At 43.1% G+C, this 22,510-nt stretch carries 20 protein-coding genes and 1 tRNA gene; 15 read left to right on the forward strand and 6 right to left on the reverse strand.

Features of this window, described 5'->3' with window-relative positions; genetic code table 11:
- Window positions 1-49: 49 nt before the first annotated feature.
- The 4 genes from C4H11_RS01030 to C4H11_RS01045 all read left to right on the forward strand — a co-directional run bounded on the left by C4H11_RS01030 (window position 50) and on the right by C4H11_RS01045 (window position 5,029).
- Window positions 50-1,372, forward strand: a complete 1,323-nt coding sequence (locus C4H11_RS01030) for a DEAD/DEAH box helicase (RefSeq protein ID WP_106042984.1) — start codon at window positions 50-52, stop codon at window positions 1,370-1,372.
- Between the two features lie 291 nt (window positions 1,373-1,663).
- Window positions 1,664-2,731: a 3-phosphoserine/phosphohydroxythreonine transaminase gene (serC, locus tag C4H11_RS01035; RefSeq protein WP_106040111.1), complete on the forward strand. Its 1,068-nt coding sequence runs from the start codon at window positions 1,664-1,666 to the stop codon at window positions 2,729-2,731.
- 105 nt (window positions 2,732-2,836) lie between these two features.
- A complete protein-coding gene (locus tag C4H11_RS01040; RefSeq protein WP_106040112.1) occupies window positions 2,837-3,757 on the forward strand; it encodes an NAD(P)-dependent oxidoreductase in 921 nt (306 codons plus the stop codon).
- Between the two features lie 24 nt (window positions 3,758-3,781).
- On the forward strand, window positions 3,782-5,029 hold the full coding sequence (locus tag C4H11_RS01045; protein WP_106040113.1) for a DUF1015 domain-containing protein: 1,248 nt from the start codon (window positions 3,782-3,784) through the stop codon (window positions 5,027-5,029).
- Between the two features lie 305 nt (window positions 5,030-5,334).
- On the opposite strand, the gene C4H11_RS01050 is transcribed toward C4H11_RS01045, so the two are convergent.
- Complete coding sequence (locus tag C4H11_RS01050; protein WP_106040114.1) at window positions 5,335-6,495, reverse strand: glycerate kinase family protein; 1,161 nt, start codon at window positions 6,493-6,495, stop codon at window positions 5,335-5,337.
- A 188-nt stretch (window positions 6,496-6,683) separates the two neighbouring features.
- Between C4H11_RS01050 and C4H11_RS01055 the strand changes: the two genes are divergently transcribed.
- Both C4H11_RS01055 and C4H11_RS01060 read left to right on the forward strand, forming a co-directional pair.
- Window positions 6,684-7,280 carry an IMPACT family protein gene (locus C4H11_RS01055; protein ID WP_106040115.1) on the forward strand — a complete coding sequence of 199 codons (597 nt, stop codon included), beginning with the start codon at window positions 6,684-6,686 and terminating at the stop codon, window positions 7,278-7,280.
- 66 nt (window positions 7,281-7,346) lie between these two features.
- The gene (locus tag C4H11_RS01060) at window positions 7,347-8,471 is read left to right on the forward strand and encodes an HpaII family restriction endonuclease (RefSeq protein ID WP_106040116.1); all 1,125 of its coding nucleotides are present in this window, start codon (window positions 7,347-7,349) and stop codon (window positions 8,469-8,471) included.
- Between the two features lie 46 nt (window positions 8,472-8,517).
- Here the strand turns inward: C4H11_RS01060 and C4H11_RS01065 are convergent, their stop codons facing one another.
- The 3 genes from C4H11_RS01065 to C4H11_RS01075 are packed head-to-tail and all read right to left on the reverse strand — an operon-like array spanning window position 8,518 to window position 9,381.
- Window positions 8,518-8,778 (reverse strand): hypothetical protein, encoded by a 261-nt coding sequence (locus C4H11_RS01065; protein ID WP_106040117.1) that lies wholly within the window; start codon window positions 8,776-8,778, stop codon window positions 8,518-8,520.
- 8 nt (window positions 8,779-8,786) lie between these two features.
- Window positions 8,787-9,149, reverse strand: a complete 363-nt coding sequence (locus tag C4H11_RS01070; protein ID WP_106040118.1) for a phage holin family protein — start codon at window positions 9,147-9,149, stop codon at window positions 8,787-8,789.
- A gap of 22 nt (window positions 9,150-9,171) precedes the next feature.
- The gene (locus tag C4H11_RS01075) at window positions 9,172-9,381 is read right to left on the reverse strand and encodes a YtxH domain-containing protein (protein ID WP_106040119.1); all 210 of its coding nucleotides are present in this window, start codon (window positions 9,379-9,381) and stop codon (window positions 9,172-9,174) included.
- A gap of 488 nt (window positions 9,382-9,869) precedes the next feature.
- On the opposite strand from C4H11_RS01075, the gene C4H11_RS01080 reads away from it, so the two are divergent.
- From C4H11_RS01080 to C4H11_RS01115, 8 genes are all read left to right on the forward strand, one after another.
- Entirely contained in the window at window positions 9,870-10,370 is a 501-nt protein-coding gene (locus C4H11_RS01080; RefSeq protein WP_106040120.1) for an SPOR domain-containing protein, read from the forward strand.
- A 255-nt stretch (window positions 10,371-10,625) separates the two neighbouring features.
- On the forward strand, window positions 10,626-11,873 hold the full coding sequence (locus C4H11_RS01085) for a hypothetical protein (RefSeq protein WP_106042986.1): 1,248 nt from the start codon (window positions 10,626-10,628) through the stop codon (window positions 11,871-11,873).
- A gap of 13 nt (window positions 11,874-11,886) precedes the next feature.
- On the forward strand, window positions 11,887-12,777 hold the full coding sequence (locus C4H11_RS01090) for a DUF3869 domain-containing protein (RefSeq protein ID WP_106040121.1): 891 nt from the start codon (window positions 11,887-11,889) through the stop codon (window positions 12,775-12,777).
- Window positions 12,778-12,816: 39 nt separating this feature from the next.
- On the forward strand, window positions 12,817-13,953 hold the full coding sequence (locus C4H11_RS01095; protein WP_106040122.1) for an OmpA family protein: 1,137 nt from the start codon (window positions 12,817-12,819) through the stop codon (window positions 13,951-13,953).
- Between the two features lie 121 nt (window positions 13,954-14,074).
- Window positions 14,075-14,827 (forward strand): YjbH domain-containing protein, encoded by a 753-nt coding sequence (locus C4H11_RS01100; RefSeq protein WP_106040123.1) that lies wholly within the window; start codon window positions 14,075-14,077, stop codon window positions 14,825-14,827.
- Window positions 14,828-14,969: 142 nt separating this feature from the next.
- A complete protein-coding gene (ruvX, locus tag C4H11_RS01105; protein ID WP_106040124.1) occupies window positions 14,970-15,395 on the forward strand; it encodes a Holliday junction resolvase RuvX in 426 nt (141 codons plus the stop codon).
- Window positions 15,396-15,439: 44 nt separating this feature from the next.
- Complete coding sequence (def, locus tag C4H11_RS01110) at window positions 15,440-15,997, forward strand: peptide deformylase (protein ID WP_106040125.1); 558 nt, start codon at window positions 15,440-15,442, stop codon at window positions 15,995-15,997.
- A 61-nt stretch (window positions 15,998-16,058) separates the two neighbouring features.
- On the forward strand, window positions 16,059-18,116 hold the full coding sequence (locus tag C4H11_RS01115) for a tetratricopeptide repeat protein (RefSeq protein WP_106040126.1): 2,058 nt from the start codon (window positions 16,059-16,061) through the stop codon (window positions 18,114-18,116).
- Between the two features lie 6 nt (window positions 18,117-18,122).
- On the opposite strand, the gene C4H11_RS01120 is transcribed toward C4H11_RS01115, so the two are convergent.
- Window positions 18,123-20,654, reverse strand: coding sequence for an endonuclease MutS2 (locus C4H11_RS01120; RefSeq protein ID WP_106040127.1), 2,532 nt, complete (start codon window positions 20,652-20,654; stop codon window positions 18,123-18,125).
- Between the two features lie 111 nt (window positions 20,655-20,765).
- Here C4H11_RS01120 and C4H11_RS01125 point away from each other — a divergent pair.
- A tRNA-Ser gene (locus C4H11_RS01125) sits at window positions 20,766-20,850 on the forward strand.
- Between the two features lie 566 nt (window positions 20,851-21,416).
- On the opposite strand, the gene C4H11_RS01130 is transcribed toward C4H11_RS01125, so the two are convergent.
- Window positions 21,417-22,496 (reverse strand): GDP-L-fucose synthase family protein, encoded by a 1,080-nt coding sequence (locus C4H11_RS01130; RefSeq protein WP_106042988.1) that lies wholly within the window; start codon window positions 22,494-22,496, stop codon window positions 21,417-21,419.
- Window positions 22,497-22,510 lie beyond the last annotated feature (14 nt).

Raw genomic sequence — 22,510 nt, forward strand, 5'->3', positions numbered from 1 at the left:
TCAAAACAGCTTCTGAAAGAATCACGTTTCTTCAATAGACAACAATATGGTGAATAAAGAGGATATACTCCACAACTTGAAAATAGAGGAACTCAACCCGATGCAGCTCGCAGCCGGCCGGGCCTATGATGAACAAAAAGATATGGTGTTGCTTTCGCCTACGGGAAGTGGAAAGACATTGGCTTTTCTCTTGCCGTTGGTGCAAAAGTTAAAAAATGAAATAAAAGGTGTGCAGGCTGTGGTACTGGTGCCTTCGCGTGAGTTAGCCTTACAGACGGAAAGCGTTTTTAAGCAGATGAACACTTCATTTAAAGCCATCAGTTGCTACGGCGGCCGTCCGGCAATGGAGGAACATCGCACCATTAGAGGAGTGAACCCGGCTGTAATCATTGGTACACCGGGACGTATGAACGACCATCTGAAGAAGGGAAACTTTGATGTCGATACCGTTCATACGTTGGTAATCGACGAGTTTGACAAATCATTGGAATTTGGTTTTCACGACGAAATGGCGGAAATCATCGGACAACTGCCCGGGGTAAAGAAACGTGTTCTTCTTTCGGCCACAGACGCTGAAGAAATTCCGCAATTCGTGGGGTTGGGAGAGGACGCCTGTATCAAACTGAATTTCCTCTCCCAAGACGGTTCTTTGTCGGAACGTCTGAACTTGTTGCAAGTGCATTCGCCTGAAAAAGACAAACTGGCAACACTTTATCGGCTGCTTTGTATGTTAGGTGAAGCCTCTACGCTCGTTTTTGTCAATCATCGGGAGAGTGTGGAACGAGTGGCGGGCTATCTGCTGGCAAAGAAGTTTCCTTGCGATACTTTCCACGGTGGTATGGAGCAACAAGACCGCGAACGGGCGCTTTATAAATTCCGAAACGGTACGTGCCCTGTCCTTATCTCTACCGACCTGGCCGCACGTGGGCTGGACATTCTGGGTATAGACAATGTAGTGCACTATCATTTGCCGGTCAACGAAGAGGCTTTTACTCACCGCAACGGACGTACCGCACGCTGGCAGGCGAACGGCTCTTCTTTTCTGATACTTCACTCCGAAGAGCGCTTGCCGGATTACATTTCCGCGGAGATTCCTGTTTTTGAGCTTTCATCGCAGGCAGTAAAGCCCATAAAGGCCCGTTGGGCTACGCTCTATATCGGTAAAGGTAAGAAAGATAAGCTTAATAAGATAGATATTGCAGGCTTTTTATATAAGAAAGGTGGATTGATGCGCGAAGACGTGGGGCAGGTAGATGTGAAAGAACATTATGCTTTTGTGGCCGTACGCCGTTCCAAACTGAAACAGTTGCTTACTTTAATTAAAGGAGAAAAGATAAAAGGCATGAAAACTATCGTTGAAGAGGCAAAATAGAAGCTTCTGGCTGACGTTTTGATAGTTTATAGCTTTTATTTCACTTTTAGTAACAAACGCGCTCTTCTTCTCAACCTGTTCTTTCATTTTCATTATAAAAAGTGAGGGTTGATATATTTATATAACAAATTGGCGCATATCTCTTGTATATACCAATAAAAAGTAAGATAAATGTGGAATAAATCCGTAATTTCATAAAGAAAGATTTGCAAAGCAGAAATTAATCCGTAATTTCGCCATGTCGGAAGACATCAATAAACGAATTGTGTAACCAAAACAAACTAATTTCAAATGAAAAAGCATAATTTCAATGCAGGACCTTCTATTCTTCCTCGTGAGGTGATTGAAGATACAGCAAAAGCTGTTCTTGATTTCAATGGTTCAGGCCTTTCACTGATGGAAATCAGCCATCGTGCTAAAGACTTCCAACCTGTTGTGGACGAAGCAGTGGCATTATTCAAAGAATTACTTAATATCCCCGAAGGATATTCTGTTCTGTTCTTGGGAGGTGGCGCCAGCCTGGAATTCTGTATGATTCCTTTTAACTTCCTGGAAAAGAAAGCTGCTTACTTGAATACGGGCGTATGGGCAAAGAAAGCCATGAAAGAGGCCAAGGGATTCGGAGAAGTGGTTGAGGTGGCTTCTTCCGCTGAGGCTACTTATACGTACATACCGAAAGATTATGCCATACCGGCCGATGCGGATTATTTCCATATCACGACCAACAACACGATTTACGGTACCGAACTGAAAGAAGATTTGAATGTAAACGTTCCGATGATTGCTGACATGTCTTCAGATATATTCTCACGTCCCATCGATGTGTCCAAATACATCTGTATTTACGGTGGTGCGCAGAAGAATCTGGCTCCTGCCGGCGTAACGTTCGTCATTGTGAAAAACGATGCATTGGGTAAAGTGTCTCGCTACATCCCTACCATGCTGAATTATCAAACACATATCGATGGGGGTTCCATGTTTAATACACCTCCCGTTCTTCCCATCTATTCGGCAATGCTCACTTTGCGCTGGAACAAAGCGCAAGGCGGTGTAAAAGAAATGGAGCGGCGCGCCATTGAGAAAGCTGATATGCTATATGCTGAAATAGACCGCAACAAGATGTTCGTGGGGACGGCAGCTAAAGAAGATCGCTCTCGCATGAATATCTGTTTCGTAATGAAGCCCGAATATAAAGATTTAGAGGCGGATTTCCTGAAGTTCGCTACGGAAAGAGGTATGGTGGGCATCAAGGGACACCGTTCGGTAGGCGGATTCCGTGCATCCTGCTACAATGCTATGCCGAAAGAAAGTGTGCAGGCTTTGATTGATTGCATGCAAGAGTTTGAAAAACTTCATTAATAATATCTTCGCCACAGACTGCACGGGTTTGCACAAGTCGTTTCCTAAAAAATAGAGTGTGCCTTGTGCAATCTGTGGCAATTTCTTTTCTAATATAGTAGAATTATGAAAGTATTAGTCGCAACAGACAAACCGTTTGCCAAAGTGGCTGTGGACGGTATTCGTAAAGAGATTGAAGCAGCCGGTTACGAGCTCGTATTGCTGGAGAAATATGGTGAGAAAACCAAGTTGCTGGAAGCCGTGAAAGATGTCGAAGCTATTATTATTCGTAGTGACGTCATAGACGCCGAAGTGCTGGATGCCGCTCAAAAACTGAAAATCGTGGTGCGTGCAGGTGCCGGTTATGACAATGTGGATTTGGAAGCTGCCACCGCTCATAACGTTTGCGTGATGAATACTCCGGGGCAGAATTCCAACGCTGTGGCCGAACTGGCTTTCGGGCTTATGGTGATGGCTGTCCGCAATATGTACAATGGAACTTCGGGAACCGAACTGAAAGGTAAGAAGTTGGGTATCCATGCTTATGGCAACGTTGGTCGCAACGTGGCCCGCATAGCCAAAGGTTTCGGTATGGATATTTATGCATTCGATGCTTTCTGTCCTAAAGAAGTGATTGAGAAAGAGGGTGTGAAAGCTGTGGCTTCTGCCGAAGAACTGTACTCCACTTGCGACGTCATCTCATTGCACATTCCGGCAACCGCTGAAACGAAGAACTCCATTAATCACGCTTTGGTGAACCGGATGCCCAAAGGTGGTCTGTTGGTGAATACTGCCCGTAAGGAAGTGATCAATGAAGCCGAGTTGATTCAGCTATTGGAAGAGCGTACGGATTTGAAGTACGTGACCGATATTATGCCGGCAGCCAACGAAACCTTTGTTTCTCGATTTGCAGGGCGTTATTTCTCCACACCGAAGAAGATGGGTGCACAGACAGCCGAGGCCAATATCAATGCGGGCATTGCAGCTGCCTGCCAGATTGTAGGTTTCCTGAAAGAAGGCTGTGAGAAATTCCGTGTAAACAAATAATGGCAAAAAAAAATAATATCCTCTATGGCAATCATTAAACCTTTCAAAGGTATTCGTCCTCCGCAAGAATTGGTGGAGCAAGTGGCTTCTCGCCCCTACGATGTGCTGAACTCTGCTGAAGCGCGCGAAGAAGCGGCCGGGAATGAGAAATCCTTATATCATATCATTAAGCCCGAAATAGACTTTCCGGTAGGTACCGATGAACATGATGAACGTGTTTATCAGAAAGCGGCCGAGAATTTCCGGATGTTTCAAGACAAGGGATGGCTGGTACAGGACGGCAAGGAGAATTACTACGTATATGCCCAGACCATGAACGGCAAGACACAATACGGACTTGTGGTGGGTGCTTATGTGCCCGATTATATGAACGGTGTCATTAAGAAACATGAGTTGACTCGCCGTGATAAAGAAGAAGACCGCATGAAGCACGTCCGAGTGAACAATGCCAACATTGAACCGGTATTTTTTGCTTATCCCGACAATGCTTTGCTGGATAGTATCATTGCACGCTATACGGCCGAAAAGCCGGTATATGACTTTGTTGCTCCGGATGACGGTTTCGGTCACACGTTCTGGATCATCGACAAGCAGCAGGATATAGATGCCATCACCGGTGAATTTGCCAAGATGCCCGCCCTCTATATTGCCGATGGTCATCACCGCAGTGCCGCCGCTGCCTTGGTAGGCGCAGAGAAAGCCAAGCAAAATCCCAATCATCGTGGAGATGAAGAATATAACTACTTCATGGCTGTTTGCTTCCCTGCCAACCAGCTGACCATTATAGACTACAACCGTGTGGTAAAAGACTTGAATGGTCTGACTGTAGAAGAGTTCCTGACTGCCGTGAGCAAGAATTTCATAGTAGAAGATCGAGGAGAGGAAATCTATAAGCCTTCCGGCTTGCATAATTTCTCTCTCTATCTGGCCGGTAAATGGTATAGTCTTACAGCTAAACCGGGTACTTACAACGACAATGACCCCATCGGCGTATTGGATGTCACCATCTCTTCCAATCTGATATTGGATGAAGTGTTGGGCATCAAGGATCTGCGCTCCGACAAGCGTATAGACTTTGTCGGTGGCATCCGTGGCTTAGGTGAACTGAAGAAACGGGTGGACAGCGGAGAGATGAAAATGGCCTTGGCTTTATATCCTGTCAGTATGAAGCAGTTGATGGACATTGCTGATACAGGTAACATTATGCCGCCCAAAACAACTTGGTTTGAGCCTAAGTTGCGTTCGGGTTTGATTATCCATAAATTGGATTAAGAAAAACAGAAACAGGTTTGACATCAAAAAGCATCTTTTTTCGGAGGATAAAAATACAGTCCGAGAGTTTATGCTTTTAATCTTTTGATGCAGGCAATACAGATTTTTTATTCAAGAGCTGTATTGTCTGCGTCATTTTGTATCGTCTGTATCTGGAAGGGGAATAGTTTGAAATAAACGCCCCCCTCTTTTATAATTTGAAGAACTATAGTCTTTTACACTTGTACAAGCGTAAGCTTATGTATGTAGGAGTTGTAGAGAGGATTTGGGTATAAGCTGCTAATTGGCTTTCCTGAAGCGGTTGTCTATATCATCTTCCGGCAAATCTCTTCCACAGTCCGCCGGATATTGGTTTTTGCAAACGCTGACTCCATAGCTTTTTCTTGAGGAACGGAAGTAGGATTGATGGAAAGTACTTCTTTGAAACCGGCTTTTTCCAGCATCTCTTTGTCTTCTATCTTTCCCGCCAACAGAATGACGGGAATTTGTTGCTTTTGAGCTTCTTGCAGGATGCCCGAAGGTACTTTCCCCATAATGGTCTGTCGGTCTGCCTTGCCTTCTCCGGTGATGATGAGATCAGCACCTTTGATTTTCTCGGTAAAATGAAAGAAGTCGAGTAGTAGTTGTATGCCGGGTTTCAGATCGGCATGCAAGAAAGCCAGCAAGCTACCACCCATGCCACCGGCAGCACCTGAACCGGGGATGTTGGAAATGTCTTTCCCTGTGGATTGAGAGATGATGCCGGCCAGTTTCTTCATATTTGCATCGAGCTTTGCTGCCATTTCCCGGTCGGCTCCTTTTTGCGGAGCAAAGACGAATGATGCGCCTTTCGGGCCGGTGAAAGGATTCTTTACATCACATGCAGCGACAAATTTTGCGTTTTTGAGTGCCGGATGGGCAGCAGAGGAGTCGATTGAGGCTACTTTGGCCAGCAACTCTCCGCACATGCCTCGCTTGGGAATATCCGGAGCTACCGCTTGGATGATGTTTGCACCCGTTTCATCAAGAAAACGAAAACCCAATGCCTGCAACATTCCCAAACCGGCATCGTTCGTTGCGCTGCCACCTAATCCGATTATAAAGTTTCTGCATCCCAAGTTCAAAGCGTGGCATATCAGTTCACCGGTTCCGTAAGAGGTGGTCAACATTGGATTTCGCTTCTCTTTAGGTACGAGTGGCAGGCCGCTGATGGCGGCCATTTCGATAAAGGCCGTTTGCCGATCGTTAGAAATGCCATAGCAGGTGTCGTGCATTTCCATCATCGGGTTGTGAGCACGTAGAAAGAGACGCTTTCCTCCCGTGGCGGAAATTAGGGCATCCAGCATTCCTTCTCCTCCATCGGCAATGGAGAACCGGACGACTTCACATGATGGAAATACTTTATGTATGCCTCTGGCAGCGGCTTCTCCTGCTTCTTGGGAGGTGAGGCATTCTTTGAATGAATCGAGGGCGATGATTATTTTCATTGGCGATTGTGCATTTTTTATCAATTCATAAATCAGTAATTCATAAGTTTGATATAGGTATAAAGAGCTGTTGGAGGTTAGGATATAAGCTTTGTTGCCTGAGCCAAAGATAGTATATTTTGATTGATTTCGTCAATTGTTGATGGCATTGTTGATGATGAAAATTAAAAGAATTGTATCTTTGCAGCATGAGCGAAGATAGGTATAAAACGATTTCAGCCCTTTCCGAAGGCATTTACACGGAGAAGCGTAGCAAATTTATCGCTATAGCCTTGCCGGTGCACACATTGGAAGAAGTGAAATCGTATCTGGATGTTTATCAGAAAAAGTACTATGATGCCCGTCATGTATGTTATGCCTATATGCTGGGACATGAGCGCAAGGATTTTCGCGCCAATGACAACGGTGAACCTTCAGGTACGGCAGGCAAGCCTATCTTAGGACAAATCAACTCTAATGAACTGACGGATATACTTATTGTTGTGGTTCGTTATTTCGGAGGTATCAAGTTAGGGACAAGCGGGTTGATTGTGGCTTATAAAGCCGCTGCCGCCGAAGCTATTGCTGCCGCGTCTGTTATAGAGAAAACCGTGGACGAGACAGTAACTTTCTTGTTTGAATATCCTTTTATGAATGACGTGATGCGCATTGTGAAAGAAGAAGAGCCGGAGATACTGGAACAATCGTATGATATGGACTGCCACATGACGCTTCGCATTCGTCAGTCCATGATGCAGAGGTTGCGGGTACGGCTGGAGAAAGTAGAGACTTTGAGGTTTGAGTAAATAGTCGGGAAGAAGCAACGTCTCTAAACATTTATTTGAAAAACAATTACGCTAATAAGAAAAAAGATGGGGGTTAGTGCGACTAAAAGAGAACTGGGTGAACTATATGCCTTTTTCCGTCTGTTGGCTGACGGAAGTGTGGCATTCGGTACACCGGATGTGCAGAAAAATGTGGCAAAGTGTTGGCCTGTTGCCTTGGTGCAGAGAGAAGAGCACGATGGTACGCGTCGTTATTACATAGAGGAGGAAGAAGTACGGCTGGTTGGCGGAACAGTGGGGAAGGATGGCGCTTTCACTCTCGGAGGCAAGGAAGAACAACGCTTTCCCCGTGAAGACTTCAAGGATGCGGCAGAACTTATTCTTCACTTGTTGAAGACTGCTTCCGGCGAGGCAATCGAGGTGACCGAAGGACTGGAAGCTTTTCTGGATGCTGTCGGTATCTATGATTTGGAGGCGAAAACGGACGATCGCACAGATTTCTACGTGGCTTTCCATCATCCCGACGCACCGTTGACGGGATTTACGGTTCGTTGCCGTCTTGCCCCGATGAACCCGTTGCTCGACGGAGGCCGTACGGCCAACTTAAAATTGGAACAGAGTGGCGTGAAGTTTGCCGTGCCCACAGTGAATAAGGTGAACGCTTTGTCTCAATCTCCAACCGAAGTAGCCGATAGGATGCTGCTTATTGAGCGCTTGGGAGGCATCTTGAAGTACGCTGATGTAGCCGACCGTATGTTCCGTTGTAATCTACAGATGATTGATCTCCATTTTCCCCGTATGTTGGCAGAGATGGTTCGCGTAATGCATCTGGATGGCATTGTCCGTGTCAGTGAGCTGACGGAGCATATCAAGGTAATGAACCCTCTGAAGATAAAGGATGAATTGATAAACAAACATGGTTTCTATGAGTTTAAGGTGAAGCAGTTTTTGTTGGCGCTTGCCCTTGGAATGCGTCCGGCTAAGATATACAACGGCACTGATTCTGCGGTGGAAGGCATGTTGCTGGTCACTACCGATGGTGAAGTGCTGTGCTATCATAAATCGGATCGTGCCATCTTTGCTGACTTTCTTTACCGAAATACCCGTTTGGAGAAAGGTTCTGCAGACAAGGACAAATATGGCTTTCTTGAGCGTGAAAACGGAGTCTGGTATTTTAAACTGAATGTGAAGATAGGTCTGATGAAAAGGTGACTCTCACTCCGGCTCTCTTCTGTTTTTATCTTTTCTGCAATTATAATCAGTGCCTCCTTCCGAAGTAATTCCTGATTTTTCTCATGAACTTAAGTCCTAATCTTACGCCATCAAAAACAGCCATGCCGGTATTGAATGCTCTCATGATTGCACCGGCTTTATTGGTGGCGGGAGCGATGGGAGCCAATATGTCTTTTGTAAGATTGGTCATGATATCTTTTTGTGCATGAATTTGCTGTAATAAAGCCGATTTTTGTTCGGCTATGCTTTCCAACGTATGAGGGAAAGGTATCGAAGTGTGGCTCATTCTGTCTCTTATTTATTGGATTTGTCTAAGAATAGTCCGGCAATGAATTTGACTGTCGGGTTGATGATTAGCTTTCTACGGAAGAGAACAAGTAAGAGGATGAGCAGGATATGAAATCCGGCAACAAGAGCATAGCTTGCCGTCAGTCCACCAACTAAAGGGGCTATTACATAAACCAGGGTAAATGACAGATAGAACAGAACCACTACGCTTAGGACAATGATAAGTATAACCAGCAAAAGCATGGAGAGCAGCTTGGATAGTTTTTCCGTGATCTCCAATAGAGTATATTCTTTTTGTAGTTCAAGAAACTTTTTGAACTCAACGAATAATTGCTGAATTTTCTCAAAACTTTGATCGTCGGCAAACATGGTGGTTCTGTTTTAGTTCGTTTTATTCAGCAGGTTCCCCTTTGATTTCTGCTGCAATTTCATCTACCAGATTCTCCATGTCATTCCGACTGAGCCGGATACCTTTTTTGCGGAGAATCTCTGCAATTTTATTACGCGTGTCCTCTCCTTTTTCAGGAGCAAATAAAATACCAAGGGCTGCACCCACTGCGGCACCGCCCAAGAAAGCTGCTAAAACGTTCAGTCCTTTCATAATTCTATCCTTTCTTTTAAGAGGTTCTCAGTTACAAAGTTAGCATTATTTTTACACAAAGGGTTGATTTTCTCCTTTATTTTCTTAAAGATCTGAGATTTGCATACATATATAAATCTTACGGTTGTTCATTTTTGTATAGCTTTCTTCTTGAAGAGCTTTTAGCACAGGCTGTATTAAAATTGAATTTTCAAATGTCATGTGGTTGATTAATCGAGCTTTACGCTCTGTTTATTTATAACAAAGATGCGGCAACTCTTTAGGCAATTCCGTCTTTATTGTGGGGTTTAATTATATTTAACTGATGAAGCGAGGGGATAATTGCGCGTTATGGCGTACCTTTGTTTCCTAAATAAGGTGTAGCTCGGAAAGATGAACTGCTTCTTGAATAAAAGCGGATTTTTATTTGCTTTGTTCCTTGAAAGTATTGATTGATATTGGGATAAGAATAGACGGAAATATTATTAACAAAAAACGATAAGAAAAAAATGAAAAAATTAACTCTATTAGGGATGGGGGTATGCATTGCTTTGGCATTCTCTTCTTGTAAATCGAGCGAAAGCGCTTATAAAAAAGCATATGAAAAAGCCAAACAGCAAGAATTGGCCGAACCGCAGACTGCTGTTGCGGTAGAAGAAACGGCTCCGGTTGTGGTGGCCCCGGCAAGCAGCAAAGTGGTGGAGAGTGCTCCGGTCGGTGTACGTCAGGAAAAGGTCACTGTGGTCTCCGGTGGCAATGGTTTGAAAGACTACAGCGTGGTATGTGGCAGTTTTGGCGTGAAGGCAAATGCTGAAAACTTGAAGGCTTTCTTGGATAGAGAGGGATATAACGCGATTGTTGCGTTCAATGCGGAAGCTTCCATGTATCGTGTCATTGTGGCAACTTTTGCGGATAGGGCTTCGGCGGCTGATGCTCGTGATGCATTTAAGGCCAGATATCCCAATCGTCAGGATTTCCAAGGATCTTGGTTGCTGTACCGAATTAACTAATTAAGTAAAGTTCTTTTGAATAATTTATAAAGAAAGAGATAACACTTTCTTTTGATAGGCGGTAGCTGGCAAGCTACCGCCTTTTGCCTTTTTTTATCAGGCAGGCTGATTATTCTTATATGTCCTTTCATCTTGTCTTTTCCAAAAAAACAACATTTTTTTATTTTTTCATATGAAAAAACTTTGCTATTATTAAAAATGTATCTATTTTTGCATCGTATTTTGTATCGTAATAGGTGCAAAGAGGTTGAACTAATGAGGTATATAAACTCCGGTATGGCAAAGTGCTTAAAAGCGGAAGTGGTAGCACAATATGTAACGTTCTTTTTATTCTGTTTGTTCCCAATGATAGGATATGGTCAAACGGGACAGGAAACTGTGGATACTTTGATTAGAATGGGCTTTGAGAATGTGGGATGGGCAGAAGATGGTGATGAACGCATATATATCTTTCAGAATTCCACATACCGTTTGCAAGGAGTCGGTATAGGTAAGGCTGTGGATGTGATTCAAAAAATAGGCTTGCCGGAAAATAAAAGATGTAGGATTGTTGTTTTGAACAATGATATACCTCAAATATCTCTTAGCTATCATCCGATTACCGGTGATACTTTATCTCGGGTAGAGCGTAATGACTGGAATGTCAGTTATGAATTGGGCGATACGTGGGAGAAGGCTAAGAAAGTGAAGTTGAGAAATCGTTCTTTGTTTAAGATTGATGTATTGGTATATCCTCAGTTGGCTTTAAAGAACTTGGTGATTACACAGATTTATCAAGTCTTGTTTAACTTGAGTCCTGCCATTGAAGTTTCGATGTGGAAAGGAATGAAGCTTACTGCACAAGTGAAACTACCTGTTTATAATGATGGGTATGGAAAGTATGAAGATAAGATTCATCCGGGGCATATCACCGTTTCACAGCGTTTCAGATTGCCTTACAATGTGTTTGGTAGAGTGGCGGTAGGCTTTTTCAATGCCGATCAATATGGAATGGATGCCGAATTCTTTCGTCCTTTGAGTGATGAACGCTTCTTTTTATCGGGCAGGATAGGTTATACCGGAACAGGGTATTGGGATGGATTTAAATTGCATTATGATCCTTCTACAAGGACAACCACATGGTCTTTGGGAGGAGGATTTTATTGGCCGCAGTTTAATACCCAATTTACACTGAAAGCCGAACAATATTTAATGAAAGAAAAAGGAATCAGATTTGAAATGACCAGACATTTCCGTTATTGTTCGATAGGCTTTTATGTAATGAAAGCTCGGCATGCAAGAGCAAATGGAGGTTTCCGATTTCAAGTGGCTTTGCCCTCTTATAATTATAAAAGAAAGGGATATATACCACGTATGAATACTTCTGCCAACATGGGGCTTGTTTATAATGCAGGTAATGAACGCATGTATTATAGGCAATACAAGGCGGAAGCCAGTGATAACATAATGGAAAAGAATAGTTTTAATCCATATTTTATTAAATCAGAATTGTTAAATTTTTAATTTATTTATTGAAATGAAGAAGATTAAATTCTTAAACGGTATAAATGCAATGTTTGCGTTAGCCGTAGTAGCTTTGGCTACAACTTTTACTTCTTGCGAGAAAGAAGAATTCAACGTAAAAGTTGATCCTATCAATGCACAGGCAACTATCAGCCCGATAGTGCTTTATGTTGCGGATGGTGTTACTACGGATGTGACATCGACTGCTAAAATTTCGTACAATCCGAATTCTACTTTTACCGGTAATCCGGCTTTGGCCGCTACTACTGCAACTGTTTCTGTTTCTTATGACGGAATAAGTGCTGATGTAAAAGTTGCTGTTCCTGCATTGCAGGCCGGTCAGTTTGCCACTCTGACTCCGACTATTATTCTGCAGAAGAAGACTCCTGAAACTAAGATTGAGATTTCTCAGGTTGTAGGTACACCTGTACCAGAGGCTTCTGATAAGTCGGCTGAATTAACCAATACAACAGATTATTGGTATTCAACAACTGTGAAGTATCTTGAAAAATCCGGTAACAAGATTATGGAGAGGGATATTAAAACAACGGATGTGAATGAAGTGGCCGCTGTTGGTACTTTCTTTAACGCTCTTCAAGATACTTACAAAGAAACGCTTGTTGAAAAGAAAGATGTACCGGTTCACTCTCATTCGCTTACAAAAGTAAGTGTGACTTATACTGTTGTGACTACGGAGTATAAGATTGTTAAGAAAACCACTACGGTAACAAAAGCAGATGGCGAAACTGTTCTTGCTACAGCAAAGGTGGCAAGTTATGCAACTTCTACAGCTACAGTTACCCCTGATTTGCAAATTCCGGGTCACAATCATGCACCTGCAGGTCATGGTCACGGTCATGGCACAGATCCTAACGCAGGTGGTGGTATTGTAATCGCTGACTAATTTTAGTTGTAGTTATTTATCTTAAAACTAAAGAGAAAGATGAAAAGTAAATTAATAATAGCCTCTTTATTGTTAGCAGGCGCTTGTGCTACGGTGAGTGCACAAGAAAAAACAAAATATTATACCGAGAAGGCTTCGGATAATATTTTCTTAGGAGTTGGTGTTGGAGGAATGAGCGTTATCAATGACGGCTTTAATAATCCGACGATGAACTTTAACATTTCGCTTGGTAAGTATATTACTCCGGTTTGGGGTGTACGCGGACAAGTGGGTGGCTTTTGGCAAACTCTTGACAAGCAGGATAATGGTTATCAGAGAGATAAGAAAAAGTTTGGCGAAGTGAACTTGGATGCTATGGTTAACCTGATTAACCTTTTCGGTGGCTATAAACCGAATCGCGCATTCGATCTTTATGTATTCGGCGGTCCTACTATGAATTTGGGTAAGGCAGTTGATACACAAATTTCTATTCAACAAGGTACGGGCAAACAAACCTATGCATATAACGAAGACGGATTGAAAGCTCGTTTTGGTGCAACTGTAGGGTTGGGTTTGGCATATAGTATCAATGAAAAATGGGCTATCAACCTTGAAGGTCGTCTGGGGGTAACTCCTTCTGTCTTCGGCGATGCAAGCGACTGCCGCAAGGCTGAAGCAACTGCTCGTGTGAACTTGGGCTTTGCTTATACTTTCGGTGGCAAGAAGTTTGTTCCGACTTCCAATATCAACGAGGATGCTATCAATGCCGAAGTCAACAGATATAGAAGAGAGTTGGCAGAAGCTCAGGCCGACTTGGCTAACTGCAAGAATGCTTTGGCTAACATGAAACCTGGAGTTAAAGAGGTTGTGAAGGAAGTTGAGGTGGCAGGTCCGCGTGCAGTCTTCTTCAGAATCGGTAGTGCTAAGATTGATGACTATGGTAAGGTTAACATTGAGTTGGCTGCTAAGACACTGAAAGCTAATCCTGACAAGAAGTATAAAGTTGCCGGTTACTGTGATAAGGCTACCGGTAGCGCACCTTTCAACCAGAAGTTGTCTGAAAAACGTGCTCAGGCTGTTTATGACGCTTTGATTGCTCAGGGTGTTGATAAAGATCAGCTCGAACTCGTAGGCTTCGGTGGTACTGAAAATATGTTCGGTAAGAACTTCTTGAACCGTGTAGTTATATTGGAATAATACACTCGTGATTTAGAGACTCTAAACATAGAAGGCGTCTGGGAAGTCAGACGCCTTTTTTGGTGGATTATCCGGCATATTTGTTGTTTTATTTTTGTTATAGGGACTGGTTCTGTATGCGATGATGAAGTTTAAGCTGTTCTTTTTTATTCTCTTTTGTTCTTTGGTAAGTTCTGCCTCTGCACAATTAACGTATGGGGCGACCGGACTCTTGCATGCTCCTTCTGCTGAGATGCAGCGAGACAGGACTTTTATGTTCGGTGGAAACTTCTTGAACAAAGAATTGACTCCTCCCACCTGGTATTACCATACCTATAATTATTTCTTGAATGTAACCATATTGCCTTTTCTGGAAGTGGCTTATACTTGTACGCTCTTCAAGGCAGAGGCTTTAGGACTTGCACCCTATGGGTACACAGGATTTACCAATCAAGATCGTTATTTCTCCCTCCGGTTGCGGGCATTGAAGGAGGGGCAGTTCTGGGAGTATATGCCATCGGTTGTGCTGGGCACGTCGGATCCTTTCACTTCTTCCGGAGGAGGAGAAATCGCTTCACCTCAAGGAAATGGCTACTACAGCCGATTCTATATTGCTGCCTCCAAACACATTCCTATTGCGGGTAAAGAAGAAGTTGGCGTTCACCTTTCCTATCTTTATAATGAACGTAAAGAGTATAAATTGAATGGATTGGCATTCGGAGTCACTTATAGTCCCGCTTTTCATCCTCAGTTGCGATTAGTGGCAGAATATGATTCCAAAGATTTTGCTTTGGGGGTATCCTATCTGTTATTTAACCATTTGCATGTACAAGTGGAGATGCAGAAGATGCAATATTTTAGCGGTGGATTAGCTTATAAGATTCATTTGAAATAATCGAGCTTATATTGTAACGTGTGGGTTATGCAAAGTGGCATAGTCCGCATGTTTTTTTAATTCCTAAAGATTTCTCATTTTATCTATATATATATAATATTGGAGGCATAATTCAAATTTAATCGTAATTTTGTAGTCCATTATGAGTAGAATAATAGCGATAGATTACGGTCGGAAGCGTACAGGTATCGCCGTGAGTGATACACTACAGATGATTGCCAACGGTTTGACAACGGTGCCTACGCATCAGTTACTCTCTTTTTTGCTGGACTATGTTGCCAAAGAATCGGTGGAACGTATTTTGGTGGGGCTTCCCAAACAAATGAACAATGAGGTTTCGGAGAACATGAAACATATTGAACCTTTTGTTCGTTCATTGAAGAAGAAGCTGCCGGATATGCCTATAGAATATGTAGACGAACGTTTTACGTCTGTTTTGGCACATCGAACGATGCTCGAAGGAGGATTGAAAAGAAAAGATCGCCAAAATAAGGCGCTGGTAGATGAAATCAGTGCAACTATTATCTTGCAGACTTACTTGGAGAACAGGCGCTTCTCTCTGTCATGATGAAAAAGACTTTCTAATAAGGATATTGTAATAAATTTAAAAGAATGATTTTACCTATTTATGTGTATGGTCAACCCGTTCTAAGAAAGGTGGCTGAAGATATAACTCCGGACTATCCCGATTTGAAGGAGTTGATAGAGAATATGTTTGAGACGATGGATAATGCTGAAGGCGTGGGGCTTGCAGCACCGCAAATAGGTCTTCCTATTCGAGTGGTGACCGTTGACTTGGACGTTTTGTCGGATGATTTCCCTGAATACAAGGGATTTCGCAAAGCATATATCAATGCCCATATCTTAGAGGTTTCGGGAGAAGAAGTCTCTATGGATGAGGGCTGCTTGAGTCTTCCGGGAGTTCATGAATCAGTGAAGCGTGGAAATCGGATACGTGTGAAGTATCTGGATGAGAATTTGGTAGAGCACGATGAGGTGGTAGAAGGATATTTGGCTCGTGTGATGCAACATGAATTCGACCATTTGGATGGAAAAATGTTTATTGATCATTTGGCTCCACTCCGCAGGCAGATGATTAAAGGAAAACTTAATGCCATGTTGAAGGGTAAGGCACATTGTACCTATAAGGTGAAAACCGTAAAGAAATAGAGGCACATATATAGCAAATAAACGAAAAATATTATTTTTGCTTCCCTACTTATAAAATAAGATGATAAAGAAAATACTGTCGGTTATTTTGCTGTTACCCGCATTGTTGTATGCGCAGATCAATACGGAAAGGGTAATGACTATCGCTCGGAATGCTTTGTATTTTGAGGATTACGTACTTTCCATCCAATACTTCAATCAAGTAATCAACGCCAAACCTTACCTATATGAACCTTACTTTTTTCGCGGGTTGGCTAAAATAAATCTGGATGATTATCAGGGTGCGGAAGCGGATTGCGATGCTGCCATTCACAGAAACCCTTTTGTGGTAGGCGCTTATCAAATCAGGGGATTGGCACGTATCAGGCAGAACAAGTTCGACGAGGCAATAGAAGACTATAAGACGGCTATTAAGTATGATCCGGAAAATGTGATACTTTGGCATAATCTTTCTCTTTGCCATATTCAGAAGAAAGAGTATGAGACCGCTAAAGAAGATTTGGACAAGCTTTTGACAATAGCTCCGAAATATACCCGAGCGTATTTGATGAGAGGGGAGGCGTCGTTAAAGCAGAATGATACGATACAGGCTTTGCGTGATTTTGATAAGGCTATTGAGATAGACCGTTATGATCCGGATGGATGGGGAGCAAGAGCCATTGTACGTATTCAACAGAGTGACTACAAGGGCGCAGAAGCCGATTTGGATCAGGCGATACGTTTGAGCGCGAAGAATGCCGGTAATTATATCAACCGTGCATTGACTCGTTTTCATCAGAACAATTTGCGGGGAGCCATGAATGACTATGATTTAGCATTGGATATTGACCCGAATAATTTTCTTGGTCACTATAACCGTGGTTTGCTGCGTGCCAGAGTAGGCGATGACAATCGGGCAATAGGAGATTTTGACTTTGTCTTGAAAATTGAGCCGGATAATATGATGGCAACTTTTAATCGGGGAGTGCTGCGCGCTCAGGTAGGTGATTATCGAGGAGCTATCAGCGACTATTCAAAAGTGATAAATGAATATCCCAACTTTGCGGCCGGCTATTACCAGCGGGCAGAAGCCCGTAAAAAAATCGGTGACCGGAAAGGTGCGGAGCAAGATGAGTTCATGATTATGAAGATGCAGATAGATAGGCGTAACAGAGCTTCCTCTGATGCTGTTTCGGACAATGCGGATAAGGATATGGCAGATAACGCCTCTGAAAAATCTGATGAAAGTAAGAGGGAAACTCGCAAAAAGTCGGATAAGAATATGGAGAATTATCGCAAAATAGTGATTGCGGATGATTCGGAGGGAGAACAACGCTATAAGAGTGATTATCGTGGTCGTGTACAAGATAGAAACGTGACAATCAAGCTTGAACCTATGTATGCTCTGACTTATTATGAGAAGCAGAGTGATGTTAAACGCATCGTGCATTATCATAAATACATCGAGGAGTTGAATCATGAAAAGCTCTTTCCGAAATCTTTACGTATCACTAATATGGAGGCTCCGTTGACAGAAGACCAGGTGAATTATCATTTTGCTTTGATCGACACGCACACTTCCGATGTGGTGGCTGATGATAAGAATGCCCAAAAACGCTTTATGCGTGGGTTGGATTTCTATCTGGTTCAAGATTTCACCAGTTCCATTGATGACTTCACGAAAAGCCTATTGCTCGATGAAACGTTTTTCCCTGCTTACTTTATGCGTGCTTTGGTGCGTTGCAAGCAGTTGGAATATAGAAGAGCAGAAGCGGAGATGAGCGAGGGGGCTACTTCGGGTGCGTCTGATGTGAAAAAGACGGAAGTAACGACTATAGATTATGAAATAGTGAAAAACGATTTGGACAATGTTATTCGTTTGGTTCCCGATTTTGTTTATGCCTATTATAACAGAGGTAATGTTTCCTCTTTATTGAAAGACTATCGTGCAGCTTTGGTAGATTATGATAAAGCGATTGAACTGAATCCGGATTTTGCCGAAGCGTATTTTAACCGTGGGCTGACACATATCTTCTTAGGCAATAACAGACAAGGCATTTCCGATTTGAGTAAAGCGGGAGAATTGGGTATTGTTTCGGCTTATAATATCATAAAAAGATTTACGGATGTGAGAGAATAACATTTTTTAGAGGTCAACAACGGTTATGCCTGCTCCGCCAAACTGTATATGTTCATCGGCAAATCGGGATACTCCGGGAACTGTTTCCAAATATTGACGAATAAGCGTACGCAAAATGCCTGTGCCCGTTCCATGAAGAATGCGTACGCGTGACATTCCGACAAGAATAGCATCATCGATAAAATAAATGACAGCTTGCATAGCTTCATCGCCACGCATGCCTCGAACATCAATATCTTGTTTAAAGTTCAACTTCTTTTCATACATACTGTCTTGCGTTTGCCCACTGATGTAAGTTGTCTTGGTTGCCAGGTCTGCCTGTTTGAGTTGCGCATTACTACGCTCCAGTCTGTCTAATTTAACAATGGTTTTGAGGTCTCCAAATGCAACAACAGCATTCTTTTCATTTACCTTCATTACCTGACCCACTACGGTTTGTCCTTTAATTTTAACATTGCAACCGGGCACAATGGAAGACTGTGGTTCGGCATCTTTCTTTGCTTGTTGTTCAGCTATGGTTTGGGTGGATAGAGAGGTCGTTAGCTCCTTATCTGTTTTTTTCTCCTTTTTCCGGATCTGTTTTTCTTTCAACTTCTCCATCTTCCGCGCTATTATTTCCTCTTGCTCTTTATTGGCAAGTGCCTGTATCGATTCACGAAAATCATTCAGTTCCTGTCGGATCTGGCGTGTTTTACTCTTTTCTGCCTGCGCCTCTTTGATGGACCGTATGGTGTTTTCGATGCGTGCATTCGCTTCCTGCATCAGCTGCTCCACTTCTTCTTTAGCTTTACGTAGAATTTCCTTACGGGATTTTTGTAACTCTTCAATTTCGGCCTGATAACGACTGATGGTTTCTTCCATCTGCTTTTCACGTTGACGAATTGTTTGCCGTTTATCTTCCCAATAGCGTTTATCGCGAACGATATCCTGCAAATATTTATCGGCATTGATATATTCGCTACCCACAATCTCCGAAGCATCGGCTATCACTTCCTCGGGCAAGCCTGTTTTTCGAGCTATTTCTACGGCAAATGAACTGCCGGGATTACCTATCTGTAATTGAAATAAGGCTTGCATCAAATGGCGGTCGTAAAGCATGGCACCATTCACCACACCTTCGTGATCTTCGGCAAAGTGCTTCAAATTCTGGTAGTGTGTAGTGATAATTCCAAATGTTTGCCGCTGATTGAAGCGTTTCAATACAGCTTCGGCAATGGCACCACCAATTTGTGGTTCCGTTCCGCCACCAAATTCATCAATTAAGATAAGACTGCGTTCGTTACAATGCTTTATCATGATTTTCATATTTGTAAGATGAGATGAATATGTACTTAAGTCGTCTTCAATGGATTGTTCATCACCTATATCAATAAAGATATCACTGAATATTCCCGCCTCACTGCGTTCGTGCATCGGGACAAGCAAGCCACATTGCAACATATACTGTAACAATCCTACAGTCTTCAGACAAACCGACTTACCACCGGCATTGGGACCTGAGATGACCAAAATACGTTGCTTTTCATTCAGTTCGATGTCAAGGGGTACTACTTTTTTGCCATGTTTGGCTAAAGAAAGCTGAAGAAGTGGATGTACAGCCATCCTCCAATCCAACAATCTCTTATTCTTTAAGACTGGTTTCAATGCAGATATTTGTTCGGCAAATAAAGCTTTGGCCCGTATAAAGTCTATTTCTGCTAAAAAGTCGTAAGACAATAATACTTCCGGAATGACAGGGCGCAATTGATTGGAGAAATCAAGCAGGATACGGATAATCTCCTTACGTTCTTCTGCCTCAAGCTCCCGAATACGGTTATTAGCTTCTACCACCTCGGCGGGTTCAATAAATACTGTTTTCCCACTGGCCGATTCATCGTGCACAATACCACGTATCTTTCGTTTCAACGCCGGCGCAACAGGAATGACCAGGCGTCCGTCACGCATAGTAGGGGTGACATCTTTATCCACAACCCCTTCGGCTTGGGCACTACGCAAAATACTATTCAATGATCGTGATATATTTCCAATAGTACTTGCCAATTCGTGACGAATACGTGCCAGCCCGGTAGAAGCATTATCTTTGATTTTGCCGTATGGCGAAAGAATAGCGTTTATTCTGTTAATAAACAGTGGAAATACCATAACATCTCCGGCCAATCGTCGCAAACAAGGGTAGGGGGAAGCATCTTCTTTCTTATCTTCACTCTTTTGCAAAAAATGCACAATGTCGCATATAGTCTCCAAAGAGCGACGCAAGTCAAAAAGTTCCTGTTCATCCAAAAACATTCCTTCTATCCGTATGCGTTTCAACGAAAAGCGTACATCAAAAAAATATTGTGCAGGAAAATTTTCTTCTTCTCTAAGTATATGTACAAACTCAACGACCTGATCCAGTCGCTCTTCTACGATAGCAAAGTGGTAAGAGAACACCATATCTTCCACTTGTTCTTCACCAAGTGTACTGAGACATTTTTCTTTCAGTATTTGGCGTATTTGATCGAAACCTATTTTCTGTTCAAAGTTCTGCGGATATATCATGGCACAAAAATACAATTTATTCATGAAAAAATAGAATGCCTATTTGCAGATTAAAAAAAGTTTTGTATCTTTGCACCGCTTTACGAGAAAAAGCACTTTATTTTTGAGTTAGGAGAGGTGGCAGAGTGGTCGATTGCGGCGGTCTTGAAAACCGTTGTGCTGCAAGGCACCCGGGGTTCGAATCCCTGTCTCTCCGCTGGAAGTACTCTGAAACAAGAGTAAGAAAAACTCCAAAAAAATCAGTAAGTATCGTAGCTTCAATAAGTTACGATACTTTTGTTTTATATCCTTCCGTCTTTTCAGAGTAGGTACAGAGGTCGTATGAACGCCCAAAATACTCTCCTATGGCTACAATCTGGCTACATTTTTTTGAGCCGATTGAAAATTGTAGCCAAGAGTCCGTAGAGCGTTCGTTTAGAGTACTTGTATATTGCTGTTTTTCAAATAATTATATAGAACTTTGCAGCACGGTTACAGAAGATTGTTTTCCGCATTTTGGCTACAATTAGCCTCTTTCGTGGCTACAATTTTTCTTGGCTTGGCTACTGGAAAATCCAGTGTAAGATGCCCCCTAAAACCAAGCGATTCTATTCCCTTGTGCCAAAATAATCCTGCCCATTGATTCCAATATAAAAATGCCCCTGTCAGACTGAAGTGCACCCCAAAAGTTGGACATAAAACTTTTGGGGTGCACTTCACATTATAATTGTTTATAAGGGGCTTTACTGTAAGGCAGTATATAGTCACCGAGGAGAAAATGTGTCACGACATGCACTGCAAATACCAGTCGTACATCCGTTGCACCCCTTCCTCGATTTCTATTTTGTGGTGCCAACCCAGTGCATGCAGTTTTGACGGGTCTGTCAGCTTGCGCAGTGTGCCGTCGGGTTTGCTGCTGTCGAAGGCAAGCCGGCCTTGATAACCTACGGTAGCTACAATCAGCTCGGCCAATTGACGGATGCTGATTTCCTTGCCCGTACCGATGTTGATGTGGCAGTTGCGTATTTCCTTTTCACCCGCTTGGCAAGTATCTTTGAAGTCCACATGCTCCATGACGAAGACACTTGCGTCTGCCATCTCCTCACTCCAGAGAAATTCCCGGAGAGGTGTTCCCGTTCCCCAGAGTTTTACTTCTTCCCGGTCGATTCCGTATTTGGAAAGAATGTTCAATATCTCTTCCTTACTACTGTTTCCGTTAATGCCCTCCACCGGGCGGAGATTCATGTCGCGGCATACGGCATCCCAATCTTCGCGTTTCAGGCAGTGTGCCAGATGTATCTTGCGAATCATGGCGGGAAGCACGTGGCTGCGTTCCAAATCGAAGTTGTCGTTGGGGCCGTACAGATTGGTGGGCATCACGGCAATGTAGTTGGTTCCATATTGCAGGTTGAAGCTTTCGCACATCTTCAGTCCGGCAATTTTGGCTATGGCGTATGGCTCGTTGGTATATTCCAGAGGCGAGGTGAGGAGTTCGTCTTCTCTCATCGGTTGCCGGGCGTCGCGGGGGTAGATGCAGGTGCTGCCCAGAAAAAGGAGTTTCTTCACATGATGCCTGAAGCTCTCGCCTATGACGTTTTGCTGTATTTGCAGATTCTTGTAGATGAAGTCGGCGCGGTAGATGCTGTTGGCCATGATTCCGCCCACGAAAGCGGCGGCAAGGAAGACGTATTCAGGCTGTTCCTCGTCGAAGAAGCGGCGGACGGCTACCCCATCGAGCAGATCGAGTTCGGCGTGTGTTTTTCCCACGAGGTTGGTATAACCTTTTTGCAGGAGGTTATTCCAAATGGCAGAGCCCACTAATCCGCAATGGCCCGCCACGTATATTTTGGCATTTTTATTTATCATATTGTCTTGCT

It is taken from the genome of Bacteroides zoogleoformans (assembly GCF_002998435.1).
Lineage (GTDB): Bacteria > Bacteroidota > Bacteroidia > Bacteroidales > Bacteroidaceae > Bacteroides > Bacteroides zoogleoformans.